The sequence below is a fragment of the Calidifontibacillus oryziterrae genome, from assembly GCF_000331575.1.
In the GTDB taxonomy this organism is placed as follows: domain Bacteria; phylum Bacillota; class Bacilli; order Bacillales; family Bacillaceae_J; genus Calidifontibacillus_A; species Calidifontibacillus_A oryziterrae.
Genome location: NZ_KB223527.1, coordinates 1,784,031 through 1,809,057, shown reverse-complemented (window position 1 = coordinate 1,809,057; position 25,027 = coordinate 1,784,031). Strand labels below are relative to the sequence as shown.

The following is a 25,027-nucleotide window of genomic DNA, read 5'->3' as shown; positions in this document are numbered from 1 at the left end:
TGCTAATAAAAAATAAAATAAGGGGAAGAAAATTATGTGGACAGGTGGATTAAAGTGGATGTTTTTGATATTAGGAACAATGATTGGGGCTGGATATGCGTCAGGGAGAGAGCTTTGGCAATTTTTTGGGGATGATAGTGGACTTGCTATAATTTTGTTTATGGTATTATTTTCGATTTGCTGTTACATTATTATGAAAATCAGCTATGAAAAACAAACCATTCATTATTTACCGATTTTGGAGGCTTTATTAGGTAAAAGATTGGCACGATTTTATGATTTAATCATAATTTTTTACTTACTAACCGTTACGATTGTGATGCTAGCTGGGGGCGGGGCTACCCTAGAAATGTTTTCTATACCATATTGGGCTGGAATCATTATTATGATTGTTTTATTAGTTGTATTATTTATTTGGGATGTACAAGGTATGGTGTCGATGAATTCTTTACTAATCCCTTTATTAATGATTGGTCTTGTATCGGTTTTAATTTCATTTTCATTACAAAATGGACAGACATGGATAATTGATTGGAGTAAACAACAAAATTGGCCTGCAGCTTTTACGTTTACAGCGTTAAATATCCTACCTTTAGTTGCAGTTTTAGCTGCTGTTGGACAAAAAATTAAGCATAAAGGTGAAATTTGGATTGCAAGCTTTGGAAGTGGACTATTATTGGGGGCATTGTCATTTTTATACAATGAGTCCTTACTGCAAATTGCATCAGAAATTGTATTGTATGAGATTCCATTATTTGCAATCCTGCAACAGTATCATTATTCAATGCTAATTTTTATGTCAATTATGCTTTGGGGAGCTATTTATACAACTGCGGCATCAGGAATTTTAGGCTTGACATCTCGTTTTAGAAAACGGATATCACTGCCTTTATGGATAATGACCTTACTTTTATTATTAGTAATGGCCCCACTTACTACAGTTGGTTTTTCAACGCTTGTAGCTATTCTATATCCTTTATATGGTTTACTTAATTTGTATGTTCTTGCTGCGATTTTACTTTATCCTATTGCAAATCGCTACAAATGGTAGGAATTTATTGCTATTATAGTTTTATAGAAAAACAAACTTTATTATAATTATGAACAAACACATATGGGTGAAATCAATTTTATTAGTGCTTAACGAGAAAGGTGAGATTCATTATGGTTGAAAAAAATTTTGACTTAAATGATATTGTCGAAATGAAAAAACAACACCCATGCGGTGCGAATAGATGGAAAATTATTCGAGTAGGCATGGATATCCGTATTAAGTGTGAAGGTTGCGGCCATAGTGTATTAATACCTCGCAAGGAATTTACAAGGAAAATGAAGAAGATTCTTGTTAAGCATGAGGAGTAGTGAAGTCTAGAAAATTCGATTATTTCTTGCACTTTCTTCCATGTGTTTCTATAATTGGAAAGAATGATTACATGAGATTTCTCTTAAGGAGTGACTAAATAATGGGTTTAACAGCTGGAATCGTTGGTCTTCCCAATGTTGGAAAATCAACGCTTTTTAACGCGATAACACAGGCGGGTGCAGAATCGGCAAATTATCCTTTCTGTACAATTGATCCTAATATAGGAATTGTTGAAGTGCCAGATGAGCGTTTAAATAAACTAACACAATTAGTAAAACCGAAAAAAACTGTCCCAACGGCATTTGAATTTACTGATATTGCAGGGATTGTAAAAGGGGCAAGCAAAGGTGAAGGTTTAGGAAATAAGTTTTTATCACATATTCGTCAAGTTGATGCAATTTGTCAGGTGGTTCGTTGCTTTGCAGATGATGACATTACGCACGTTGCTGGAAAGGTAGATCCTATTTCAGATATTGAAACAATTAATTTAGAATTGATTCTAGCTGATTTAGAAACAGTGGACAAGCGTATTGATCGTGTGGGAAAAATGGCAAAACAAAAGGATAAAGATGCAATGGCTGAGCATGAGGTCCTTGTGATTCTTAAAGAAGCTTTTGAACTAGGGAAAATGGCGCGAACGATAGAATTTACGGATGAACAATTAAAAATTGTAAAGCATTTACACTTATTAACGATTAAACCTATGTTATATGTTGCAAATGTTGGCGAAGATGAAGTTGCGGATCCGTCTAATAATGAATATGTAAAAAAAGTACGTGAATTTGCAGACAAAGAAGATGCAGAAGTTATTGTAATTTGTGCGAAAATCGAATCAGAAATCGCTGAACTCGATGGTGAGGAGAAACAAATGTTTCTTGAGGAGCTTGGTATTAAGGAATCTGGTTTAGATCAGTTAATTAAAGCGGCGTATTCACTATTAGGTCTAGCTACGTATTTTACTGCAGGTGAACAAGAAGTTCGAGCTTGGACATTCAAAAAAGGAATGAAAGCACCTCAATGTGCCGGGATTATTCATACAGATTTTGAAAGAGGTTTTATCCGAGCGGAAACTGTCTCTTATGAAGATTTACTTGCAGCAGGATCAATGACAGCTGCACGTGAAGCAGGCAAAGTACGCCTAGAAGGTAAAGAGTATTTAGTCCAAGACGGCGACGTCATGCACTTTAGATTTAACGTGTAAGTGCGTTACAAGCTTGCTCATCAAGGAAGCTTGAGGATTGCCTGCGGAAAGCGAGTTCATTCTCAAATAAGGTGTGAAGGGAAGCTGAAAATTATAGATTCAAACAAACCTTATTGCATCACACTTACATTAGTGTTATAATTTTATTTCGTGAGTAATTATATTAAATATTGCTCCTTGCTCCCTTTTAAAGGGTGAGCCGTTTAGTCCAAGAGGAGGTGAAAGATATGCGTAAATATGAAATTATGTACATCATTCGTCCAAACGTTGAAGAAGACACTAAAAAAGCAGTCATTGATCGTTTTAATGACATTTTAACGAATCAAGGTGCTGAAATCGTGAAGTCAACTGAAATGGGTAAGCGTCGTTTAGCTTACGAAATCAATGATTTCCGTGAAGGATATTACATGCTTCTTAACGTTATGGCAAAGCCAGAAGCAATCAATGAATTTGATCGCTTAGCGAAGATCAGCGAAGATATCATTCGTCACATCGCAGTACGTGAAGAAGAATAATGAAAACTTTTTGTATGATTGAATTTCCAGGTAAGGAGTGTTTCTGATGATTAACCGCGTGGTACTCGTTGGCAGACTAACGAAGGATCCAGAATTGCGTTATACTCCAAATGGAGTAGCTGTTACCCAATTTACACTAGCAGTTAACCGTACATTTACTAATCAGCAAGGTGATCGTGAAGCAGACTTTATTAATTGTGTTGTTTGGCGTCGCGCAGCTGAAAATGTTGCGAACTTTTTAAAAAAGGGTAGTTTGGCTGGTGTTGAAGGTCGTCTTCAAACCCGAAATTATGAAGGACAAGATGGCCGTCGGGTTTACGTAACAGAAGTTGTGGCTGATAGCGTGCAGTTTTTGGAGCCTAAAGGTTCAGGTCAAGGAAGAGGCCAAGGCGATCCATATGGTGGATACGGAACCGAACCAAGTGGTAATTACCAAACTGCTAATAGCGGTTATGGACAAAATCAGAATCAACGCTCAAATGGAAACTATACAAAAATTGATGATGATCCATTTAAAGATGATGGTCAACCAATTGACATATCTGATGATGATTTACCATTTTAATATTGAAAAGGAGGGAATTTAAATGGCAATGGGCGGAGGTCGCAAAGGCGGACGTGCAAAGCGTCGTAAGGTGTGTTACTTTACAGCGAACGGAATTACACACATCGACTATAAAGACGTTGATCTATTAAAACGTTTCATTTCTGAACGTGGTAAAATTTTACCTCGTCGTGTAACTGGAACATCTTCTAAATACCAACGTAAATTAACAACTGCTATTAAGCGCGCAAGAATTATGGCGTTGTTACCATACGTAAACGATTAATAACAAAAAGGCAGCAGTTTACATGCTGTCTTTTTTTATTAGCTGTATTAGAGTAGACTGTTTATAATTGAAACTTTATTTTTTTATAAATAAAATTAACTTATACTCTATAATTTAATTAAATTTATCACTATTTTGGGGTGAAGATGTGAATCCAATTCGTTCTATCACAGAAGGAGCTATATTAGCAGCTTTATATTCCATCTTTCTACTAGCGGTCTTTTATTTACCGATTCTTGGAACACTTTTTATGTTTATTTTATCTATTCCGTTTTTGATTTATGTTGTAAGACATTCTATTAAAAAAGGCTTTTTATTATTAATTGCCGCATTATTCATTACATATATCATCGGTTCTGTTATGGCCCTGCCATTAACGTTAATGTTCGCTAGCACTGGAATGGTTATGGGGTATATCTATTCCTTAAAGAAAAGCTCCTTTGCAATTTTAGCTGGCGGTAGTTTAAGCTTTTTAATAAATTTTGTGTTGTTGTTTATTATTACAATTGTATTCTTTAATATTAACTTTATTGAAGATACGAAGAAAATGATGTATCAATCAATTGAAGCTGCAGAAAAGATGGTTACTGCATTAGGTCAAACTACTACAGATCAATTTAAACTTATGTATGAATCAGTTGAATTGATCTCCTATATTGTTCCAAGCGGTATGGTGATGGTAAGCGTTGGCTTGGCCTTCATTACGCAACTAGTTGGAAATCAAATTTTAAATCGAATTCATTTTTCAGTTCATCCATTTCCGCCAATACGGGAATGGCATTTTCCAAAAAGTATGTTATGGTACTATTTAATTGTTATGATCCTTTACATGATAGGTGTAGAACAAGGGACGATACTTTTTACTATCGTAATTAATTTCTTAATTGTTTTAGAGATTATTATGACAATTCAAGGATTTTCGTTTGTTTTTTTCTATTCTCACAGAAATAATTATTCATCTGCTATACCTGTAATCATTTTAGTAGTATCACTGCTACTTCCATTTCTACTTTCTATAATTAGAATCTTAGGTATAATTGATTTAGGATTTGATTTGCGTAAGCGAATGAAACGTTCATAATAATTTAGGAGCGAAAAGTATGCCAAATTCAATAAAAAAGCGTTGGCGCAGCTATCCATTTATAGTTTTATTAATATTAGCGATAGTAATGGTTGCTGTCATTACTTATTACCAATGGATATTAGGAGTTTCTAGCCTACTCATACTTGGGGTCATATTGTATTTTTTATTTAAATATGAGCTTACGTTACATGATGAGATGGAACAATATATTTCTACACTTTCTTATCGTGTTAAAAAGGTCGGCGAAGAAGCATTAATGGAAATGCCAATTGGCATTGTGTTATATAATGAGGAACACCAAATTGAATGGGCAAATCCTTATATAGCGTCTTTTTTTATGGAAAACACGTTAGCTGGCCACCATTTAAACATAATATCAGAAACGATTATCCCTATGTTAAAGGGTGAAGAAGACATTGAAAGATTGACGTTAAATATGCGCGAGTTTCGAATGCATATGAAACGGGATGAAAGGCTTCTATACTTTTTTGATGTTACAGAACAGACAGAAATTGAACGATTATATGAGGAAGAAAAAGTTAGTTTAGCCATTGTATTTTTAGATAACTATGACGATGTTACCCAAGGAATGGATGATCAATCGAAAAGTAAAATGAGCAGTAAGGTAACATCTATCCTAAACTCTTGGGCAAGTGAATTTGGTATTTTCCTAAAAAGAACGTCATCTGATCGGTTTGTTGCAATTTTTAATCAACACATATTAACTCAATTAGAGAAATCAAAATTCGGTGTTCTTGATGAGGTACGTGAATTAACTTCAAAACAAAATGTTCCACTTACTCTTAGTATCGGCGTTGGAACAGGGTCTTCAGATCTACCGGAGCTTGGAGATTTAGCACAATCAAGCTTGGATCTAGCGCTTGGAAGAGGCGGTGACCAGGTTGCCATTAAGAACACAAATGGGAAAGTGAAGTTTTATGGTGGGAAAACAAGCCCAATGGAGAAACGAACACGTGTTAGGGCTCGTGTAATCTCCCATGCGTTGCGTGAATGGATTATGGCTAGTGATAAAGTCATCATAATGGGGCATAAATCTCCTGATATGGATGCGATCGGTTCTGCGATTGGTATTCTTAAAGTAGCTGAAGCAAACCAAAAAGAAGGGTATATTGTTCTTAAAGAGCAAGAGATTGATTCGGGAATACAAAGATTAATGACGGAAATCAAATTAAAAGAAGAATTATGGCAATGCTTTATTTCGCCTGAAGAAGCATTAGAGATGGCAACAGACAATTCATTATTAGTTGTTGTTGATACCCATAAACCATCATTAGTAATTGACCAACGAATTCTTAATAAAATTGATGATGTAGTCGTCATTGACCATCATCGCCGTGGTGAAGAATTTATTGATAATCCAGTATTAGTTTATATGGAGCCGTATGCATCCTCTACTGCTGAATTAGTAACTGAACTATTAGAATATCAGCCGAAAACGCTAAAAATAGATATGCTTGAATCAACAGCATTGCTAGCTGGTATAATCGTAGATACAAAGAGCTTTACATTACGTACTGGATCACGGACGTTTGACGCTGCTTCTTACCTTCGGGCACAAGGAGCGGATACAATTCTAGTTCAAAAGTTTTTAAAGGAAGATTTAGATCAGTATGTAAATCGTTCTAGACTTATTGAAAATACAGTATTATACAAAAAAGGAATAGCAATTGCAAAGGCAAATCCAGACCAAATTTTCAGCCAAGTGTTAATTGCTCAAGCTGCTGACACATTATTATCATTGAATGGCGTGCTAGCTTCGTTTGTTATTTCAAAACGACCAGATGGAAAAATTAGCATTAGCGCGAGATCATTAGGTGATGTGAATGTACAACTCATCATGGAAAGCTTAGATGGTGGCGGCCACTTAACAAATGCTGCTACTCAAATCAATAGTGAATCAATAGAAGAGGTCGAAACACTATTAAAACAAGCAATAGACGAGTATTTAGAAGGAGGAAAACAATAATGAAAGTTATATTTTTACAAGATGTAAAAGGTAAGGGAAAAAAAGGCGAAATAAAAAATGTAGCAGATGGATATGCTCATAATTTCCTCTTTAAGAATAATTTAGCGGTTGAAGCTAATACGACAAATATGAAATCATTAGAAGCACAGAGGCAAAAACAAAAGCGCGAGGAAGCCCAAGAATTAGAGGAAGCGAAACAATTAAAAGTGAAACTTGAAAAGGTTACAGTAGAGCTTTCTGCTAAATCTGGTGAAGGTGGACGTTTATTCGGTTCTATTACCTCAAAACAAATTGCCGAAGAGCTAGAAAAGGTCCATAAAATAAAGATAGATAAACGTAAAATGGAGTTAGAAGAACCAATTCGTTCATTAGGTGTAACCAATGTACCAGTGAAGCTACACCATGAAGTAACTGCACTATTAAAGGTTCATGTAAAAGAAGCATAATCTAAAGATATAGAGGTTGACACTTTTGGGTCAACCTCGTTTATACTGTTTTATTGAATTATAGTCCGTTTCATCGATGAAATGGGATGCAAGGATAGCACAATTCAACTCCTCGCCTTATAGAAAGGGGGAAGACGACAATGAGTGATGTATTTGCTGATCGAACACCACCACATAATATTGAAGCCGAGCAAGCCATTATAGGGGCTGTTTTCCTTGAACCATCGTCCTTAACAGTTGCATCAGAAATATTGCTTCCTGAGGACTTTTACCGCTCGTCACATACAAAAATCTTTACAATCATGCTTGATTTGTTTGAAAAAGGTGAGCCGGTAGATTTAGTTACAGTTACTGCTGAACTTGCAGATCGTAAGCTTCTAGAGGAAATAGGAGGAGTTACGTATTTAAGTGATTTGGCAAATTCAGTACCAACAGCAGCCAATGTCGAATATTATGCACGGATAGTTGAGGAAAAGTCCATATTAAGGCGTTTAATTAGGGCAGCAACCTTAATTGTAACCGACGGCTACAATCGTGATGACGATGTGGAATCATTACTAAATGATGCTGAAAAGTCAATATTAGAGGTTTCAAATCGAAAAAACACGAGCGGTTTCCGTAATATTAAAGACGTATTAGTTAATGTGTATGATAATATTGAAGTGCTTCATAATCGCAAAGGTGATGTAACCGGAATCCCTACAGGATTTGTTGATCTAGATCGGATAACTGCAGGATTTCAACGAAACGATCTAATTATTGTTGCAGCTCGTCCTTCAGTAGGTAAGACTGCCTTTGCATTAAATATTGCCCAAAATGTTGCTTTAAAAACAGATGAAAATGTCGCTATTTTTAGCTTAGAAATGGGTGCAGAGCAATTAGTAATGAGGATGCTTTGTGCCGAAGGCAATATTAATGCACAATCGTTAAGAACGGGAAAAATGACCGAGGATGACTGGAAAAAGCTAACGATGGCAATGGGAAGCTTATCAAATGGTGGGATTTTTATCGATGATACACCTGGTATTAGAGTTAGTGAAATACGTTCAAGATGCAGGCGCCTCCAACAGGAACAAGGATTAGGAATGATTTTGATTGATTACTTACAGCTAATCCAAGGAAGTGGTCGATCTGGAGAAAATCGCCAACAGGAGGTATCAGAAATATCTCGTTCATTAAAGGCTCTCGCTCGTGAATTAAATGTACCAGTCATTGCATTATCTCAGTTATCACGTGGTGTAGAATCAAGACAGGATAAACGACCAATCATGTCTGATATTCGTGAATCCGGAAGTATTGAACAAGATGCGGATATTGTTGCCTTTCTATATCGTGATGATTATTATGATAAGGAGTCAGAAAACAAAAATATAATTGAAATCATCATTGCGAAACAACGGAATGGCCCGGTAGGGACTGTCGAATTAGCCTTTGTAAAAGAGTTTAATAAATTTGTTAATTTAGAACGACGACGTGAGGAACATATGCAGCCTGGTGCTTAATAAGCATCAGGTTTTTTAATTGTCTAGGAAATTATAAAATTTGATCCTGTGGATCAATACTATAGCAAAGAGAGTAGTCGTCAAGCTCCAGCGCCCAGCGACTAGTAAACTTCGCTCATCTCTTTTGCGATAAGTCAACATCGACTCGTCCCTCGACTTTTTTTGTTTATCTCAGTCGATGCGTTCTTAGTTTATACGTCGCTAATCAGGGCGCTTATAGTTTTTGTTCATAGAGCCACGATAGAGCTGTTTCAAAAAGCTTTAATATAAACTCAATTTTAATCAATACTATTCATTAGGAAGGGAAATGATAGGTGATCAAATATTTTTTTACGAACAAAACATTAATAATTTAAAATAACGTTCGTGTTTTATTGACTTTACTGCATTAAATTGATACACTTACTTTGGTCATTTTTTAATAAAATTAAGCCGTTTTCAATTCCGGAGGTGCAAGAAAATGTCATCAGTAGTTGTAGTTGGTACACAATGGGGCGATGAAGGAAAAGGGAAGATTACTGATTTTCTCTCACAAAATGCAGAAGTAGTTGCTCGTTATCAAGGTGGAAATAATGCCGGTCACACAATTGTATTTGGTGGTAAAAAATATAAATTACACTTAATTCCGTCTGGTATTTTTTATAGTAACAAGATATGTGTCATTGGTAACGGTATGGTTATTGATCCAAAAGCATTAGTATCAGAATTAAAATATTTACATGATCAAGGAGTAAATACAGATAATCTACGTATTAGCAACCGTGCCCATGTCATCTTACCATATCATCTTAAATTAGATGAGCTTGAGGAAGAAAGCAAAGGTGCTAATAAAATTGGGACAACTAAAAAAGGGATAGGACCTGCTTATATGGATAAAGCAGCCCGAATTGGTATCAGAATTGCTGATTTATTAGACCGCGAAGAGTTTGAAGCTAAGCTCACACGAAATTTACAGGAAAAAAATCGCATTTTTGAAAAGCTTTATAATGCTGAAGGCTTTAAAATAGAAGACATTTTAGACGAGTATTATAACTATGGTCAACAGTTTGCAAAATATGTATGTGATACGTCTGTAGTATTAAATGATGCGTTGGATGAGGGTAGACGTGTATTATTTGAAGGAGCACAAGGTGTAATGCTTGACATTGACCAAGGTACATATCCGTTTGTTACATCCTCAAATCCGATTGCTGGTGGGGTAACAATTGGTGCAGGCGTTGGGCCTTCAAAAATCAATCATGTTGTTGGTGTGTGTAAAGCTTACACAACCCGAGTAGGCGATGGACCTTTCCCAACAGAGCTAAATAACGAAATAGGAAACCAAATTCGTGAAGTAGGTCGCGAATACGGGACAACAACAGGGCGCCCGCGTCGAGTAGGCTGGTTTGATAGCGTAGTAGTTCGTCATGCTCGCCGTGTAAGCGGATTAACGGACCTATCATTAAACTGTGTTGATGTTTTAACAGGCATTGATACGCTTAAAATATGCGTAGCTTACAAGTATAAGGGTGAAGTAATTGAAGAATTCCCAGCTAGCTTGAAAATTCTAGCAGAGTGTGAACCTGTTTTTGAAGAATTACCAGGATGGTCAGAAGACATAACAGGAGTAAGAAAACTTGATGAGCTCCCTGCCAATGCAAGACACTATATTGAGCGCATTTCTCAGCTAACGGGAATACCACTTTCTATTTTCTCAGTCGGACCTGACCGTGATCAAACAAATATAGTTCGTAGTGTATATGCACCTAAATAAGTAAATTTGGCTATTAAGTGATAGATGAAACAAATCGTTCATATTAATTTAGTAAGACATAAGGCTATTTAGTCCTTATGTCTTTTCACTTAGGAAAAGTTTTTGTTTATCCTTCAGGGTTTTTAAATTATTTAAAGGATTTAAGTCTACATTTCTTTAAATGACAAGGGAATTTTTTTATGAAATTTTTACTACCAGTAATAACCAAAAATGTTACAAGTTTTAGTTAATAGTAGAGTTTTATGTTGTATTATGGTAAAGTAAGTAGGTAAAAACCTTTGGTTAATTTAACTAAATATTCAGAAAATATCATACATATTATTTATTGTAGAGTATTCATAGGAGGAAGAACCGTGGTCCAATTTCACACAGTCTCATCTAAAGTGGCACGTTTTTTTCAGCCAAATCAACATAATTCAATTGACATAAAAAGAGCGATCATTGCAACAACAGCTGTTGCCACATTATCAATAGGCTCGGTTTATGCAGCAAATACTGATAAAGATCCTGAAGATGTATCGACAATATATCATGTCTACCATAAAGGCGAGTTAATCGGATCAATAAATGATAAATCGATTATTGATAATATCGTAAAAGAAAGAGTTAAAGATGCTAAATTAGATTATCAAGGCTATGATATTTCAGTAAAAGATCAAATTGTATACATACCTGAGAAAGTATATACGTCTACACATAATAACAGCGTTGCTGTAAACAAGCTTAATGAGAAATTTGATATTTCAGCTAAGGCAGAAGCGATCGTTGTAAACGGAAAAACTGTTGCATTTGTTTCAACTAAAGAGGATGCAGATGTTGTATTGAAGAAAATAAAGATGAAATATGTTCCAGAAGAAGTTCTTTTAAAGCTAGCAATCAACCCTGATGGAGTCGAACATAATGATTACATATACAAAGACGTTACATTAAGTGAAAATGTTACATTTTCAGAAGGGAAAGTTTTTCCGGAAGATATTTTATCTGTTGATGAAGCAGTTGAACTTCTGTTAAAAGGAACTCTACAGCCTAAGATACACGAAGTTCAAGAAGGAGAAGTATTAGGTCAAATCGCAAATGATTACGATTTAACTTTAAAACAATTGCTTCAGCTTAATCCTGAATTTGATGAAGAAGAGATGATTCATATAGGTGATGAGATCAATGTCACTGCCTACAAGCCGCTTGTAACTGTAAAGGTTAAAATGGAAGCGATTCGTAAAGAAGTAATCCCTTTTGGCATTGAAGTAGAAGAAGATAAAAACATGTTTAAAGGAACTACAAAAGTAAAACAAGAAGGTGTAAACGGAGAAAGGCTTGCAACATACTCCATTATTCAGGAAAATGGTCAAAATATATATAAGACCATTACGAATGAAAAAGTATTAAAAGAACCAAAAAAGAAAATTATGATAAAAGGGACGAAGGTCATTCCTTCACGCGGAACAGGGGACTTTGCTTGGCCTACGGTTGGCGGCTACGTTTCAAGTGATTTTGGTTACAGATGGGGTAAGCAGCATAAAGGAATGGACATTGCAAGACCAAGCAACCGTACAATAATGGCAGCGGACAATGGAACAGTTGAGTTTGCTGGCTGGGATGGCGGCTATGGAAATAAGATTGTCATTAATCATAATAATGGGATGAAAACTGTGTATGCCCACTTATCAGAAATTAGTGTAAAAGTTGGTCAGACGGTTTCCAAAGGATCTAAAATTGGTATAATGGGCACAACAGGAAATTCAACTGGAATTCATTTACACTTCGAAGTTTATAAGAATGGTAGTTTAGTAAATCCGAAAAAAGTTTTATAGATTAATTGCAACAACGACAACCTCTAGTTCAAAACGGACTAGGGGTTTTGTTATTTTCAATGAAATGTAAAATTAGCTCTATACTAAAATCACGATTGAGGCTTGAGCAAGGTTTCGATAAAGGCGTTAACGTTTTTGGTATGCCAATATATTACATTACTTAAGTCAATAGGTGCTTTAAACGTCAATAAATGATAAATTATATAGTAGGAAACCTCTAAATGCTTAAGGAGTGATAGATAATGGAAAAGCACATTTTAGTTGTTGATGATGAGCAACCAATTGCTGATATTCTCCAATTTAATTTAGAAAGAGAAGGGTACAAGGTTACTTGTGCTTATGATGGTTTAGAGGCTTTAAGGAAAGTAGACGAAATGAAACCAGATTTGATTTTGTTGGATATAATGCTTCCGCAAATGGATGGAATGGAAGTTTGCAGGGAGGTAAGAAAGAAATATGACATGCCGATTATTATGCTCACAGCTAAAGATTCAGAGATTGATAAAGTGTTAGGGTTAGAATTTGGGGCTGACGATTATGTTACAAAGCCATTTAGCACAAGAGAGTTAATAGCCCGGGTGAAAGCAAACTTGAGAAGGCATTTTCAAGAAGCTGATAAAGATAAAAATGAATTAAATGAAATTGTAATAGGTTCTCTAATCATCCATGTAGATGCTTATACGGTAACGAAAAGGGGAGAACCGATAGAGTTAACGCATAGAGAATTTGAGCTGATTCATTATTTGGCAAAGCATATTGGCCAAGTTATGACACGTGAGCATTTATTGCAAACCGTATGGGGTTATGATTACTTTGGTGATGTAAGAACAGTTGATGTTACTGTAAGACGATTAAGAGAAAAAATTGAAGATATTCCTAGCCATCCTACGTGGATTGTAACAAGGCGCGGCGTGGGGTATTATTTGCGAAATCCAGATCAGGAGTAAAAAAATGAAAAAAGTCGGTTTCTTAAAATCGATCCATTTTAAATTTATATTAATATACGTATTGCTAATTTTAATTGCGATGCAAGTAATTGGTGTATATTTTGTACGCCAACTCGAGGAACAACTTGTTACAAATTTCACAGCATCAGTCAATGAACGTGCACGCCTATTAGTTTATAATATTGGACAAGAAATGAATGAAGAACGCAACGCCAAGTCATTGGATCTTGAAGAAGAGATTAATACAATTTTGCAAGATTTCCTTTCTGATGATATAACAGAGGTTCAAATTGCAGATAGTCATTTTCGAGTAATTGGTACGTCAAATCCATATAATCAAGAGGTAATAAGCAAAAGAACAACAGAGGTGCGGGTAAAAAAGGCAATTATCGGTGAGGTAGAATCTGAAAATATACTACTTGATCAAAGAACAGGCAATAGAATGTTAGTTAAAGCCATTCCAATCAAAGTAGATGAGGAAGTAATTGGTGCTGTTTATCTTGTTGCTTCAATGGAAAAGGTCTATGAACAAATGAGAGTTATTAACGGCATTCTAGCATCTGGAACTGTGATGGCATTGGCAATTACGGCGTTTTTAGGTGTATTTGTTGCACGGACAATTACAAGACCTCTTGCAGATATGAGAACCCAAGCCTTAGTACTGGCAGAAGGGGATTTTTCCCGAAAGGTAAACATTTATGGGGATGATGAAATCGGCCAGCTTGCCGCAACGTTTAATGATTTAACAAACAAACTTGAAATTGCTCAAGAAACAACTGAAGGTGAACGTCGGAAGCTTAGCACGGTATTAGCTAATATGTCAGATGGTGTCATAGCCACAGATCGTGAAGGGTATATCATTCTTATGAATGAACCAGCTAAAAGAATGTTAAGTGTTTCACGTGAAACGTTGCATAATACCTCGATTTTTTCATTACTTAACTTGGAGGCTGCAGCATCAATAGAACAATTTTACGATAATCAAGATTCCTTATTATTAGATTTAAGTGAGCAAAGGAAAAAATATATATTACGTGCTAGTTTTTCAGCCATAAAAGATGATAATGAAAAACCAACAGGCCTCATTGCGGTTTTAAGAGATGTAACAGAACAGGAGACAATCGAACTAGAGCGTCGAGAATTTGTTGCGAATGTCTCTCATGAGTTGAGAACTCCATTAACAACATTGAGAAGCTATTTAGAGGCCTTAGCAGACGGTGCGTGGCAAAATGAAGAATTGGCTCCTCGCTTTCTAAATGTTACGCAAACAGAAACAGAAAGAATGATTCGTCTTGTTAACGATTTATTACAGCTTTCAAGAATTGATAGCAAGGATTATAAATTTGAAAAGAAAGTTATTAATTTTACAGATTTCTTCGAGCATATTATTGATCGTTTTGAAATGAGTAAGGGCGCAGATTTTGTATTTGAGAGAGCCTTTACGCATCGGGATCGCTATGTGGCAGTAGATAAAGACAAACTTACACAAGTATTGGATAATATTATTTCAAACGCACTTAAGTATTCTCCAGAAGGTGGCAAGGTTAGGTTTGAATTGCTTCAAAAGGAAAACCTTCTCCATGTAAGAGTTAGTGACGAAGGGATGGGGATTCCTGAAGCTAGTTTAACAAAAATATTTGATCGATTTTACCGAGTTGACAAAGCTAGAACGAGGAAAATGGGTGGGACTGGATTAGGCTTAGCTATTGCAAAAGAAATTATAGAAGTACATCAAGGTACTATTTGGGCAGATAGTCAAGAAGGTAAAGGCACAACGATAACCTTTACACTTCCTCTTGAAAATCAACGAGAGGAGAAGCTGTCATGAATAAGGAGATGTCAAAGTCAGTCGTACTCTTTTTACTAGTAGCATTGAGCTTACTATTAACTTATGGATTATGGACCTATCAACCGCATAATGAGTTTGTTCAATCAACAAATAATATTCAAAATGTAACAATAGGTGAAAAACGGCAATTCAATGAAGTAATAAAACCAATACAATTTATTTACCATAAGGATAATCAACATTTTGGGTTTACTAATTATATTGAAAACAATGAATTGTATCAAATGGTTATGGATTTGAATGTTACTGAGATTAAACATGAAACATTTTCGTCTGATGAGGAATTAAATTTATTTTTACAACAGAATGGAATAGTAGAAATGATTTTCCCTGTTGCTATTCCAATGGAGCTAAGTAATTATATAATGGTTCCGTTAAGACAAGAGTATGAAATAGAATATTTTGATAGAATCGCTTTAAGTATTCACAAAGAACCGGCACTATACTTTGTATCTTCGAAAAATGATAGTGTGATCAAAATGAAAATCGAAGATAAAACGATTGATATAATTAAAGAAAAGATACTAAGCAATAATCAAAATTATACAGTCTATTTTTCAATAAAGGTTAGAAATGGGGAGTTAATATATCTTCCTGAGAACCCGTTTATTTTAGACCAACTTACTTTTACAACACAAAATATAGCAGCATCCGAATTTAAGAATGCTTTATTTACCGACCCAAATCGGGTTAAGCAATATAGCCTATTAAACGGTGAAGAATCTTATACAGATGGATCAAAGGCACTTGAAATTACAAGCAACCAAAGTATGTTGAGTTTTGTTAATCCTGCAAAATCAGAAACTATAAAAATGGAATCAGCGGAAATGATCCTTAAATCAATTGAATTTATTAATGATCATTCAGGTTGGACAGATTCATTTTCTTTAATGAACTGGAGCAAGAATGATCAAACAGTAACATTTGGTTTGATGATAAAAGGATATCCTGTATTTAATTTGCTCGATCAAAATCGCTCTACATCGATCTATCAATCATGGCGTGATAGCGAGATCTATGAATATCAGCGGTCATTAATTAATTTAAGGTTCTCTGTTGAAAATGAACAAAAACAGATTAAAATCCCATCAGGCAGAGAGTTACTAAGTTATTTGGCACAAATCAAACCGGACTTTAATCTAGATCTTTTAGAAAAAGCTGAAATAGGATTTGATTTTGTTATTGAGAACCCAAATGTTTATGAAATAACTGTTCAGCCAAGATGGTTTATAAAATATGCCGGAAAATGGGAAGAGATTTTCATACCAAGCACGATTATAGGTCAAGGAGGAAATGATTTTGGAGTGGAGTAAAACTAAAACCATTTTTATTCTAATATTTCTTATCCTTGATTTATTTTTGGTTTTTCAATTCATGGAGAAACGCACTAGCAGTCAGCTTGATTATATTACTGAGTCAACAATAGAAGAACAGCTAGAGGCTGAAGACATTTCTTACGTGGAGCTTCCTGAAGTAGATCGCAATGAAACCTATATTACAGGGAAGCGCAAGAAGTTTACCGAAGAGGAAGTCCAAAGCTTGGAAGACCAGAGGATCTCATTTCTAACAGAAGAATGGATTGTCTCTGAATTTAATGAACCAATAACTCTTCCTGCCTTTAATGTTGAAGCTTTTTTAAACGAAATTCTTGAGAAAGATGTTTATGCTGGTGGCCAGTATTTATATTGGGGATTGAATAAAAAAACAAATAAGCTATTATTTTTTCAAACGTTTAAAAATAAACCGCTATATTTCAATGAACACGCGATGCTATCAATGCAATTAAATGAAGAAAATCAAGTAATCGGGTACGAACAGACTTTATTAATTGATTTGAAGGAAATAACTGAAGAAGGCTCGAATCAGGACATATTGCCACCTTTAAAAGCAATTGAAAACTTATATAAAAACGATTATTTGTCACCAGGTAGCCAGGTCACAAATATAGAGTTTGGTTATTACAAAAATATACCTTTGTCAGATGATATCCAGTTTTTTGCACCTACATGGCATATTATTGTTGATAATAGTGAGAATTATTTTGTGAATGCATTTGAAGGACAAATTATGGAATACTTAGAAGATGGAGTGGAAGTGCATGAGCTTACATTTTAGCGTATTAGCAAGTGGTAGCACAGGAAATGCCTTTTATATCGCAACAGATAAAGCTAAACTACTTGTTGATGCTGGTTTTAGCGGAAAGCAGATGGAGCAATTAATGGAATCTGTAAATTTGGATCCAGGTGAGCTAGACGGCCTGTTAGTCACCCATGAGCATAGTGACCATATTAAAGGACTAGGAATCATGGCAAGACGGTACAAGCTTCCTATTTTTGCAAATGAAAAAACTTGGAAGGCAATGGAAAGCTTAATTGGCGCTATTCCGCTAGAGCAAAAGTTTATTTTTGAAATGGGTTCGATTAAAACATTTGCTGATATTGATGTAGAATCATTTGGTGTTTCACATGATGCAGCCGAACCGATGTTTTACGTTTTTCATAGCCAAGGTAAAAAAGTAACGCTTGCCACAGATTTAGGTTATGTTAGTGATCGAATTAAAGGTACAATTCGTAATTCAGATGTATTTATATTTGAAGCGAATCATGATGTTGAGATGCTAAGAATGGGTCATTATCCTTGGAATGTTAAACGTCGTATTCTTAGTGATGTTGGACATGTGTCAAATGAAGATGCTGGTCTAGCGCTAGCTGAATGTATTGGCGAAAAAACAAAACGAATTTATTTGGCGCATTTAAGCAAAGATAATAACATTAAAGAATTAGCGCGAATGGCAGTTTCACAAACATTGGAAGAAAAAGGCTTTTCAGTAGGTGAGTCTTTCAAGCTATATGATACGGATCCTAAAATACCAACAAAGCTAGCTTATGTATAAGTATAAACACGTGATTTGAAAAGTCACAAAAGCTACATAAATTAGCAGTTCGTCAAAATAGAAGTTAGGCTGATAAATAAGTATAATATGTTTATTAGCAACCAAGACTGTACATCCTAGACAAATATTATTATTCATCAGAAGGAAAGGCTTGGTGACATTAGTGGGCTACTATGATCAAAATTACGAACAAAATAACAGTAAGCAAAAGGGCAACCGTGGTGGATTGTTTTTAACTGCGTTAGTTGGAGCCGCTTTGGGGGCATTAATTGTAATTTTTACAATTCCGATTTTATTAAAGTATGATATTCTACCATATAATTTGATTCCTAAAGGCCCAGAGTCTAATCAAACAACAGTTAACGGAACGGGGAATCAACAAGAAATTATTCAATCGCAAGTAAATGTGAATATTATTTCTGGAGTAACTGAAGCTGTTGATAAAGTATCGGATGCTGTTGTTGGCGTCATTAATATCCAGGAAACAGGCTTTTGGAATGATACAAGTGAGGCAGGGACAGGCTCTGGTGTTATTTATAAAAAAGAAAAAGGCAAGGCCTTTATTGCAACTAACCATCACGTTATAGCTGGTGCGTCAAACGTTGAAGTCAGCTTAAGTGATGGAACTCGTATCCCAGCTCAAGTACTAGGTAGTGATGAGATGATGGATTTAGCAGTATTGCAAATAGATGGCGATCGAATTAATACGGTGGCTGAAATTGGATCCTCAGAAAACGTAAGAGTTGGGGAGCCGGTTATTGCGATTGGTAATCCATTAGGCCTGGAGTTCTCCGGTTCAGTAACACAGGGAATTATTAGCGGGGTAGAAAGAACGATTCCACAAGACCTTAATGGAGACGGACAACCAGATTGGCAAGCAGAGGTTTTACAAACAGATGCAGCAATTAATCCCGGCAATAGTGGTGGTGCTCTAGTAAATATTCAAGGGCAAGTGATCGGAATTAATTCAATGAAAATTGCAGAGCAAGCTGTCGAAGGAATTGGTTTTTCTATCCCAATAGATATGGCTATGCCAATAATAGAGGATTTGGAGAATTTCGGTGAAGTTAGACGCCCATTTATGGGAGTAGGTTTAAGATCATTAAATGAAATCCCTAGCTATCATTGGCAAGAAACCCTAAAATTACCTAAACAAATTGATGAAGGTGTTTTCCTAGTAAATGTTGTGCCAAATTCACCAGCTGCAATCGCTGGATTGAAGGAATTGGATGTCATCGTTGAATTAGATGGCGAACCGATAGCTGATGTACTGGAACTTAGAAAGCATTTATATATAGAAAAAAATATTGGTGATACGATGGATGTAATATATTACCGCGAAGGAAAAAAATATAAAACTCAGATGCATTTAGTCGGTGAAAATACATTCTAATTAAATGTAAAAGGTTGTAATGTAAAGGGAGAAGCTTTAATGTAAAAGGTTATAATGTAAAAAACTATAATGTAAAAAGCTTCAAAGTAATAGACACCTACAAAGTTGCTATGGAAACATCTACAGTGTAAAAGTCGACAATACAATGAGAAAAGGTAAGCTGTTACTAGGGGACCAAACATCCACGCGATCAATGTGGATTATGGTCTCCTTTTTAAGTTCTGTCTTTCTAATACTAGTTCATGTACAATAAGGAATGGAAATTAGTAACATAAAGTAGCTAATGTAAGACCATTATTGAGAGGTTGAGATACGATGATTAAATGTTGTGAAGAACACGTAGATGTGGCAATTGATACGATTGTCGATGAATATGAAGTAGCACCAAAAATAGATAAAATATCTGTGGATAACTATCCAGAGTTATTCACAACATGTGAATATTGCGAAAAAAACGCTGTATATATTGTATCGAACTAGCATTCGTCCACAACATACAGGATAAAAATGTGGATATGTGGATAACTATTGTGAATAACTTGTTTATAGTAGGTGGATTAGTGTGAATATCTCGATTATTTGTGTTGGGAAATTAAAGGAGAAATACCTTAAGCAAGGCATTGAAGAATATGTAAAACGTTTAGGGCCATATGCAAAAATAGATATAGTTGAGGTTGCAGATGAAAAGGCCCCAGAAAATTTAAGTGATGCGGAAATGTTGCAAGTAATAGAAAAAGAAGGGGAACGGATCCTCGCAAAGATTTCCGATGATTCATACGTGATTATCCTAGCAATTGAAGGGAAATTGCTATATTCAGAAGAACTAGCTGCTGAGCTTGACCGCCTTGCTACCTATGGCAAAAGCAAAGTTTCCTTTGTAATTGGCGGCTCCCTCGGGTTGAGCAAAGCGGTCCAAGACAGGGCAGATTTTGCGCTGTCGTTTTCAAAAATGACTTTTCCTCACCAACTAATTCGATTAATATTGGTAGAGCAAGTATACCGGGCATTTCGGATAAATAGAGGTGAACCGTACCATAAATAGGTGCGGTTTTCTTGTATATATGGGCCTTATCCTTGACTAGTCACTAATGTTTGACCGGTGTAGCCACAGAGATGGTTCCATAAGCCTTCCCAGCTGTTTCCCTTTTTCAATTATGCGAATCTTTGTTATTACGAATAAATTCTTTTTATCTGTTGTATCTTAAGGGATGTCTATAAAAAATGTAATTAGGAATGAAAATAGGTGTGAAAATTATGAACGGCGACATTTTATCTTCTTATTAATGGACGGCAAAAGACTAATTCCAAATCACCACCTCGTTACTCTCTTCAATAATCACGATTTAAAAGGAGAATAAAACAATGGATACTCAATCATTACTTGATCAAGCAATAAAGGCTCGAAAAAATGCTTATACTCCTTATTCAAAATTTCAAGTTGGTGCTGCCGTATTAACAAGAAATAAAGAAGTCTTTACAGGAAGCAATATTGAGAATGCATCCTATGGGTTAACAAATTGCGCAGAAAGAACCGCTATTTTTAAAGCAGTTTCTGAGGGAGAAAGGGAAATTGACACAATAGTTGTGGTCGGTGATACAGAAGGACCTATTTCACCATGTGGAGCCTGCCGTCAGGTAATAGCTGAGTTTTGTGATATAAATACAAAAATTATTTTAGCTAATTTAAAGGGGGATAAAGTAGAGACAACTATTGATAAATTACTGCCTGGATTTTTTTATGCGAAGGATTTAAAGCAATAGTTTTTTAAAGTAATGGATACGACTAATCAGCTAAGAACTTTTACACCATCTGGAGGAAAACGATGAAATATATTATTTCGGTTATCGGGTTGCTTGTTGTGTTTGGTATGGCTTTTTTGGCAAGCAATAATCGAAAAGACATCAAAGTAAAACCAATTATTCTTATGGTCGTTATTCAAATAATATTATCTGCTTTATTATTAAATACAGTATTGGGTCTGGAATTAATTAAAATTTTTGCTACTGTATTTGAGAAATTACTGGAATACGCAGGTGCTGGAATATCCTTCGTGTTTGGTGGTCTTGCCAATAAAGGAGAATCTCCATTCTTCATTAATGTCTTATTGCCGATTGTATTTATTTCTGTCCTGATTGGAATCTTACAGTACCTAAAAATCCTGCCGTTTATTATGAAAGCAATTGGTTTATTGCTTAGTAAAGTAAATGGTTTGGGGAAGCTGGAATCCTACAATGCAGTTGCATCAGCCATGATTGGACAATCCGAAGTATTTATTACAGTAAAAAAACAACTTGGCTTTTTGCCAGCTGTTCGCTTATATACTCTTTGTGCATCGGCCATGTCAACGGTATCAATGTCGATTGTTGGTGCCTATATGACCATGATTGAACCGAGATATGTAGTAACGGCACTCGTCTTAAACTTATTTGGGGGATTTATCATTGTCTCCATTATTAATCCGTATACTGTTGATCCAGAGGAGGATATTCTGGAGATACATGACGCTGAAAGCCAATCATTCTTTGAAATGTTAGGGGAATATATCCTTGATGGTTTTAAAGTAGCGGTGATTGTCGGTGCCATGTTAATCGGTTTTGTTGCTTTAATGGCTGCAATAAATAATTTATTTGAATTACTTATCGGCATTTCATTTCAAGAAATCCTAGGGTATATGTTTGCACCTTTTGCCTTTATTATGGGTGTGCCCTTTTCAGAGGCAGTCAAGGCAGGAGGTATTATGGCCACAAAGCTTGTAACAAATGAGTTTGTAGCGATGATGGATTTGGCAGAAATGACAGAAACGTTTAGTCCGCGTACATTAGGGATTATCTCTGTCTTCCTTGTTTCCTTTGCTAACTTTTCTTCAATAGGCATAATCAGTGGTGCTGTAAAAAGTCTGAATGAGTCAAAGGGAAATGTAGTGGCTAAATTTGGCTTAAAACTTTTATATGGTGCAACATTAGTAAGTGTACTATCAGCTGTCATTGTAAGTATTGTTTTGTAAAAAAAATGTACGGCAACACCAGCTTAAGTATCGCCAATTGTGGACTTAACAAAAATATAATTAGAAAGATGAGCAAGCTAAAACTAGAATTTTATGAATAAGTTGTTTTAAAATAAGGATGGTGTATATACAGACAGAGTAATGGCAAAATAATTTTATTACAAGGTTGGAGGAATACATGAGGAACTTAGAATCTATAGAGCAGTTTGAGCAGTTAAAAAAAGAGGGGAAGCATTTATTTGTTTTTTCGGCAGATTGGTGTCCTGACTGCAGATTTGCTGATATGTTTTTGCCGGAAGTAGAATCAAAATTTAAGGACTATATTTTTATTCACGTGGACCGTGATGAATATATCGATCTATGTCAGCAGCTTGATATATTTGGGATCCCAAGCTTTATTGCTTTTAATAATGGCACGGAATTAGGCCGCTTTGTAAGCAAAGATCGCAAAACGCAGGAAGAAATTGAAACGTTCATTAGTGGATTAAAATAAGGTGAGTAATCAATGACAAAAACATTAGTACAAAAGCTTAACTTACAAAAGTATGAAAAAGTAGCTGTTTTACATATGCCGGTATAAAACAAGGGATTTATATTTAAGGGATAAAAGATAGATGGAACTTATCCTTTTGACGCTATCAATGTATTTTGCTCTAGACTATGTAAAAAGAATCTCGAATTATTGATGGAAAACGTATGAATATTTGGTTCCTCATTTTACAAAGTAGGATTGTGCTAGATAGGCTTACATTAATTGCGATGAAAAGGAGTCTGTTATGATAAAGTACAGACCCCTTTTTATTATACTTATTCTTCTTTATAAAAGCGCTCTCCAGTTTCCGGATTAAAATATACAATTAATCTTTTGCTTGTGGTTGGATCAATTGATATCTCGTTCGTTCGGACGAAGCCTTTAGGTACTAGATTACCATGTTTTGTTTTAAAACGACGGTCCCAAATGAACCAAGAGCCAATAATTAAAATAAGTAAAATCAAGAATTGTATGCCGTAAAATCCAAAAATCCAGCTCATTTTTTAGTCCTTTTCTGCAATAACAGCTGTTCCATAAGCGACAATTTCACTCATGTTTTGGCCAATTTCACCAGAATCAAAGCGCATCATAATAATCGCATTGGCTCCCATAGCAGAGGCGTTCTTTACCATACGATCGATTGCTTGTTTTCTGGCATCCTCCAGCATTTCCGTGTACTGATTGATTTCTCCGCCAACAAGCCCTTTTAAAGAGGCAACGATATCTTTGCCGATTCCTCTTGCCCTTACGGTTAATCCAAATACTGGACCTAGCACTTCTTTTACTTTATGATTAGCAATATTCTCAGTCGTTACGATGATCATATGAATTCGCTCCTTAGTTAAAATGGATGACTATATGTTTATTTTACTTTGAAATATATATAAAATACCATTACTATGTGAATAAACAATAAAATAAAGAGAAACAACTGTGAATTTTTTGATCAAATTGGTAATATGGGAAAAAGATTCCTTGGAAGTGAAGCTATGAAATATCGAAAAATTGTACATGCCCGACTGCACAAGCGGGTTAATAGATTTATTGCCGAAGTTTTTATAAACGGGAAAATAGAACAGGTACATGTAAAAAATACCGGACGTTTAAAAGAGCTCCTGCTACCGGATACTGAGGTTTTATTGGAGCTGAGTGATAATCCGGCAAGGAAGACAAGGTTTTCGTTAATAGCAGCAGCAAAAAATAACGGATGGGTGAATGTTGATTCTCAGGCTCCCAATCTAATTGCATTTGAATTACTTAAAGCCGGTAAATTAGCGGAGTTTGGTTCGGTAAATTTAGTAAAACGGGAAGTTACTTATGGTGATTCCCGATTTGATATTTATTTTGAACTGAACGATAAAAAGGTGCTGCACATCGATAAGCAGGTGCTGCACATCGATAAGCAGGGTTTGAAGTGCAATGAGAGAGGAAAGTGCAACATTGGAAGTGCCTTACATAACAACAATGGAAATGGCCTGCATACTAACCATGTGCAAAACAACAATGGAGAGGGTCTGCATATCAACAATGGAAAAGGATTTATTGAAGTAAAAGGCGTCACACTTGAGACAAATGGAGTCGCAATGTTTCCAGATGCACCGACATCTAGGGGGACAAAGCATGTATTAGAATTGGTAAAAGCCGTTCAAGAAGGATACACTTGTACAATCTTGTTTATAGTGCAAATGAAAGGTTGCCGTGCTTTTGCACCTAATAGGGAAATAGATCCAGTTTTTACGGATGCCTTAATACAAGCTTCACGACAAGGAGTACAAATTTTAGCCTATGACTGTATTGTCGGAGAGGATGAAATCGTCTTGGATGAGCCACTTCCGGTTTATCTATCTGGAGAAATGCTCGAATAGAAGCAAAAGTCAAATTCTATTCAAACCCAATACCGAATTTTGTCAGAAAAA

At 35.5% G+C, this 25,027-nt stretch carries 26 protein-coding genes; 24 read left to right on the top strand and 2 right to left on the bottom strand.

Translation table 11 applies throughout. The features are described from left to right. The first annotated feature begins 34 nt into the window (after positions 1–34). From D612_RS0117190 to D612_RS0117080, 23 genes are all read left to right on the top strand, one after another. Positions 35–1,051, top strand: a complete 1,017-nt coding sequence (locus tag D612_RS0117190) for a YkvI family membrane protein (protein WP_017756744.1) — start codon at positions 35–37, stop codon at positions 1,049–1,051. Positions 1,052–1,164: 113 nt separating this feature from the next. After that, the gene (locus D612_RS0117185) at positions 1,165–1,362 is read left to right on the top strand and encodes a DUF951 domain-containing protein (protein WP_017756743.1); all 198 of its coding nucleotides are present in this window, start codon (positions 1,165–1,167) and stop codon (positions 1,360–1,362) included. 101 nt (positions 1,363–1,463) lie between these two features. Continuing rightward, positions 1,464–2,564, top strand: coding sequence for a redox-regulated ATPase YchF (gene ychF / locus D612_RS0117180; RefSeq protein ID WP_017756742.1), 1,101 nt, complete (start codon positions 1,464–1,466; stop codon positions 2,562–2,564). A 227-nt stretch (positions 2,565–2,791) separates the two neighbouring features. Further along, on the top strand, positions 2,792–3,079 hold the full coding sequence (gene rpsF / locus D612_RS0117175) for a 30S ribosomal protein S6 (protein ID WP_017756741.1): 288 nt from the start codon (positions 2,792–2,794) through the stop codon (positions 3,077–3,079). Between the two features lie 46 nt (positions 3,080–3,125). Further along, positions 3,126–3,644 (top strand): single-stranded DNA-binding protein, encoded by a 519-nt coding sequence (gene ssb, locus D612_RS0117170; RefSeq protein WP_017756740.1) that lies wholly within the window; start codon positions 3,126–3,128, stop codon positions 3,642–3,644. A gap of 28 nt (positions 3,645–3,672) precedes the next feature. Next, positions 3,673–3,909, top strand: coding sequence for a 30S ribosomal protein S18 (gene rpsR / locus D612_RS0117165; RefSeq protein WP_026092563.1), 237 nt, complete (start codon positions 3,673–3,675; stop codon positions 3,907–3,909). 148 nt (positions 3,910–4,057) lie between these two features. Then, on the top strand, positions 4,058–4,990 hold the full coding sequence (locus D612_RS0117160; RefSeq protein ID WP_017756738.1) for a YybS family protein: 933 nt from the start codon (positions 4,058–4,060) through the stop codon (positions 4,988–4,990). A 19-nt stretch (positions 4,991–5,009) separates the two neighbouring features. Continuing rightward, entirely contained in the window at positions 5,010–6,980 is a 1,971-nt protein-coding gene (locus D612_RS0117155) for a DHH family phosphoesterase (RefSeq protein ID WP_017756737.1), read from the top strand. Continuing rightward, positions 6,980–7,426, top strand: a complete 447-nt coding sequence (gene rplI / locus D612_RS0117150) for a 50S ribosomal protein L9 (RefSeq protein ID WP_017756736.1) — start codon at positions 6,980–6,982, stop codon at positions 7,424–7,426. Before D612_RS0117155 ends, rplI begins: the two co-directional genes overlap by 1 nt. A gap of 140 nt (positions 7,427–7,566) precedes the next feature. Next, positions 7,567–8,928 carry a replicative DNA helicase gene (dnaB, locus tag D612_RS0117145; RefSeq protein ID WP_017756735.1) on the top strand — a complete coding sequence of 454 codons (1,362 nt, stop codon included), beginning with the start codon at positions 7,567–7,569 and terminating at the stop codon, positions 8,926–8,928. A gap of 460 nt (positions 8,929–9,388) precedes the next feature. Next, the gene (locus D612_RS0117140; RefSeq protein ID WP_017756734.1) at positions 9,389–10,681 is read left to right on the top strand and encodes an adenylosuccinate synthase; all 1,293 of its coding nucleotides are present in this window, start codon (positions 9,389–9,391) and stop codon (positions 10,679–10,681) included. Between the two features lie 353 nt (positions 10,682–11,034). Then, complete coding sequence (locus D612_RS0117135; RefSeq protein ID WP_017756733.1) at positions 11,035–12,492, top strand: M23 family metallopeptidase; 1,458 nt, start codon at positions 11,035–11,037, stop codon at positions 12,490–12,492. A gap of 242 nt (positions 12,493–12,734) precedes the next feature. Further along, positions 12,735–13,439 (top strand): response regulator YycF, encoded by a 705-nt coding sequence (gene yycF / locus D612_RS0117130; RefSeq protein WP_017756732.1) that lies wholly within the window; start codon positions 12,735–12,737, stop codon positions 13,437–13,439. 4 nt (positions 13,440–13,443) lie between these two features. After that, entirely contained in the window at positions 13,444–15,267 is a 1,824-nt protein-coding gene (walK, locus tag D612_RS0117125; protein WP_017756731.1) for a cell wall metabolism sensor histidine kinase WalK, read from the top strand. After that, complete coding sequence (locus D612_RS0117120) at positions 15,264–16,601, top strand: YycH family regulatory protein (RefSeq protein WP_017756730.1); 1,338 nt, start codon at positions 15,264–15,266, stop codon at positions 16,599–16,601. The genes walK and D612_RS0117120 overlap by 4 nt, the downstream gene beginning before the upstream one ends. Before the next feature lie 61 nt (positions 16,602–16,662). Continuing rightward, a complete protein-coding gene (locus D612_RS0117115; RefSeq protein ID WP_233275006.1) occupies positions 16,663–17,403 on the top strand; it encodes a two-component system regulatory protein YycI in 741 nt (246 codons plus the stop codon). Next, positions 17,387–18,181: an MBL fold metallo-hydrolase gene (locus D612_RS0117110; RefSeq protein ID WP_017756728.1), complete on the top strand. Its 795-nt coding sequence runs from the start codon at positions 17,387–17,389 to the stop codon at positions 18,179–18,181. Before D612_RS0117115 ends, D612_RS0117110 begins: the two co-directional genes overlap by 17 nt. 163 nt (positions 18,182–18,344) lie before the next feature. Continuing rightward, positions 18,345–19,574, top strand: coding sequence for a S1C family serine protease (locus D612_RS0117105; protein ID WP_026092562.1), 1,230 nt, complete (start codon positions 18,345–18,347; stop codon positions 19,572–19,574). Between the two features lie 315 nt (positions 19,575–19,889). Beyond that, positions 19,890–20,054 (top strand): CxxH/CxxC protein, encoded by a 165-nt coding sequence (locus D612_RS19175; RefSeq protein WP_017756726.1) that lies wholly within the window; start codon positions 19,890–19,892, stop codon positions 20,052–20,054. A gap of 82 nt (positions 20,055–20,136) precedes the next feature. Then, a complete protein-coding gene (rlmH, locus tag D612_RS0117095; RefSeq protein WP_017756725.1) occupies positions 20,137–20,616 on the top strand; it encodes a 23S rRNA (pseudouridine(1915)-N(3))-methyltransferase RlmH in 480 nt (159 codons plus the stop codon). Positions 20,617–20,936: 320 nt separating this feature from the next. Then, positions 20,937–21,335: a cytidine deaminase gene (locus D612_RS0117090; RefSeq protein WP_017756724.1), complete on the top strand. Its 399-nt coding sequence runs from the start codon at positions 20,937–20,939 to the stop codon at positions 21,333–21,335. Positions 21,336–21,397: 62 nt separating this feature from the next. Then, a complete protein-coding gene (locus D612_RS0117085; RefSeq protein ID WP_017756723.1) occupies positions 21,398–22,579 on the top strand; it encodes a NupC/NupG family nucleoside CNT transporter in 1,182 nt (393 codons plus the stop codon). Between the two features lie 178 nt (positions 22,580–22,757). Further along, a complete protein-coding gene (locus tag D612_RS0117080; protein ID WP_017756722.1) occupies positions 22,758–23,072 on the top strand; it encodes a thioredoxin family protein in 315 nt (104 codons plus the stop codon). Positions 23,073–23,386: 314 nt separating this feature from the next. Here D612_RS0117080 and D612_RS0117075 read toward each other — a convergent pair whose 3' ends face one another. Then, a complete protein-coding gene (locus tag D612_RS0117075; RefSeq protein ID WP_017756721.1) occupies positions 23,387–23,611 on the bottom strand; it encodes a hypothetical protein in 225 nt (74 codons plus the stop codon). A gap of 3 nt (positions 23,612–23,614) precedes the next feature. Next, the gene (locus D612_RS0117070; RefSeq protein WP_017756720.1) at positions 23,615–23,935 is read right to left on the bottom strand and encodes a YbjQ family protein; all 321 of its coding nucleotides are present in this window, start codon (positions 23,933–23,935) and stop codon (positions 23,615–23,617) included. A gap of 165 nt (positions 23,936–24,100) precedes the next feature. On the opposite strand from D612_RS0117070, the gene D612_RS20015 reads away from it, so the two are divergent. Continuing rightward, on the top strand, positions 24,101–24,976 hold the full coding sequence (locus D612_RS20015; protein WP_017756719.1) for a DNA/RNA nuclease SfsA: 876 nt from the start codon (positions 24,101–24,103) through the stop codon (positions 24,974–24,976). Positions 24,977–25,027: the final 51 nt, after the last annotated feature.

Bases quoted from the DNA above. Each gene is read 5' to 3' on its own strand.
- D612_RS0117190 (WP_017756744.1), top strand. From the start codon at position 35: ATGTGGACAGGTGGATTAAAGTGGATGTTTTTGATATTAGGAACAATG.
- D612_RS0117185 (WP_017756743.1), top strand. From the start codon at position 1,165: ATGGTTGAAAAAAATTTTGACTTAAATGATATTGTCGAAATGAAAAAA.
- ychF (WP_017756742.1), top strand. From the start codon at position 1,464: ATGGGTTTAACAGCTGGAATCGTTGGTCTTCCCAATGTTGGAAAATCA.
- rpsF (WP_017756741.1), top strand. From the start codon at position 2,792: ATGCGTAAATATGAAATTATGTACATCATTCGTCCAAACGTTGAAGAA.
- ssb (WP_017756740.1), top strand. From the start codon at position 3,126: ATGATTAACCGCGTGGTACTCGTTGGCAGACTAACGAAGGATCCAGAA.
- rpsR (WP_026092563.1), top strand. From the start codon at position 3,673: ATGGGCGGAGGTCGCAAAGGCGGACGTGCAAAGCGTCGTAAGGTGTGT.
- D612_RS0117155 (WP_017756737.1), top strand. From the start codon at position 5,010: ATGCCAAATTCAATAAAAAAGCGTTGGCGCAGCTATCCATTTATAGTT.
- rplI (WP_017756736.1), top strand. From the start codon at position 6,980: ATGAAAGTTATATTTTTACAAGATGTAAAAGGTAAGGGAAAAAAAGGC.
- dnaB (WP_017756735.1), top strand. From the start codon at position 7,567: ATGAGTGATGTATTTGCTGATCGAACACCACCACATAATATTGAAGCC.
- D612_RS0117140 (WP_017756734.1), top strand. From the start codon at position 9,389: ATGTCATCAGTAGTTGTAGTTGGTACACAATGGGGCGATGAAGGAAAA.
- yycF (WP_017756732.1), top strand. From the start codon at position 12,735: ATGGAAAAGCACATTTTAGTTGTTGATGATGAGCAACCAATTGCTGAT.
- walK (WP_017756731.1), top strand. From the start codon at position 13,444: ATGAAAAAAGTCGGTTTCTTAAAATCGATCCATTTTAAATTTATATTA.
- D612_RS0117120 (WP_017756730.1), top strand. From the start codon at position 15,264: ATGAATAAGGAGATGTCAAAGTCAGTCGTACTCTTTTTACTAGTAGCA.
- D612_RS0117115 (WP_233275006.1), top strand. From the start codon at position 16,663: ATGGAGAAACGCACTAGCAGTCAGCTTGATTATATTACTGAGTCAACA.
- D612_RS0117110 (WP_017756728.1), top strand. From the start codon at position 17,387: ATGAGCTTACATTTTAGCGTATTAGCAAGTGGTAGCACAGGAAATGCC.
- D612_RS19175 (WP_017756726.1), top strand. From the start codon at position 19,890: ATGATTAAATGTTGTGAAGAACACGTAGATGTGGCAATTGATACGATT.
- D612_RS0117090 (WP_017756724.1), top strand. From the start codon at position 20,937: ATGGATACTCAATCATTACTTGATCAAGCAATAAAGGCTCGAAAAAAT.
- D612_RS0117085 (WP_017756723.1), top strand. From the start codon at position 21,398: ATGAAATATATTATTTCGGTTATCGGGTTGCTTGTTGTGTTTGGTATG.
- D612_RS0117080 (WP_017756722.1), top strand. From the start codon at position 22,758: ATGAGGAACTTAGAATCTATAGAGCAGTTTGAGCAGTTAAAAAAAGAG.
- D612_RS0117075 (WP_017756721.1), bottom strand. From the start codon at position 23,611: ATGAGCTGGATTTTTGGATTTTACGGCATACAATTCTTGATTTTACTT.
- D612_RS0117070 (WP_017756720.1), bottom strand. From the start codon at position 23,935: ATGATCATCGTAACGACTGAGAATATTGCTAATCATAAAGTAAAAGAA.
- D612_RS20015 (WP_017756719.1), top strand. From the start codon at position 24,101: ATGAAATATCGAAAAATTGTACATGCCCGACTGCACAAGCGGGTTAAT.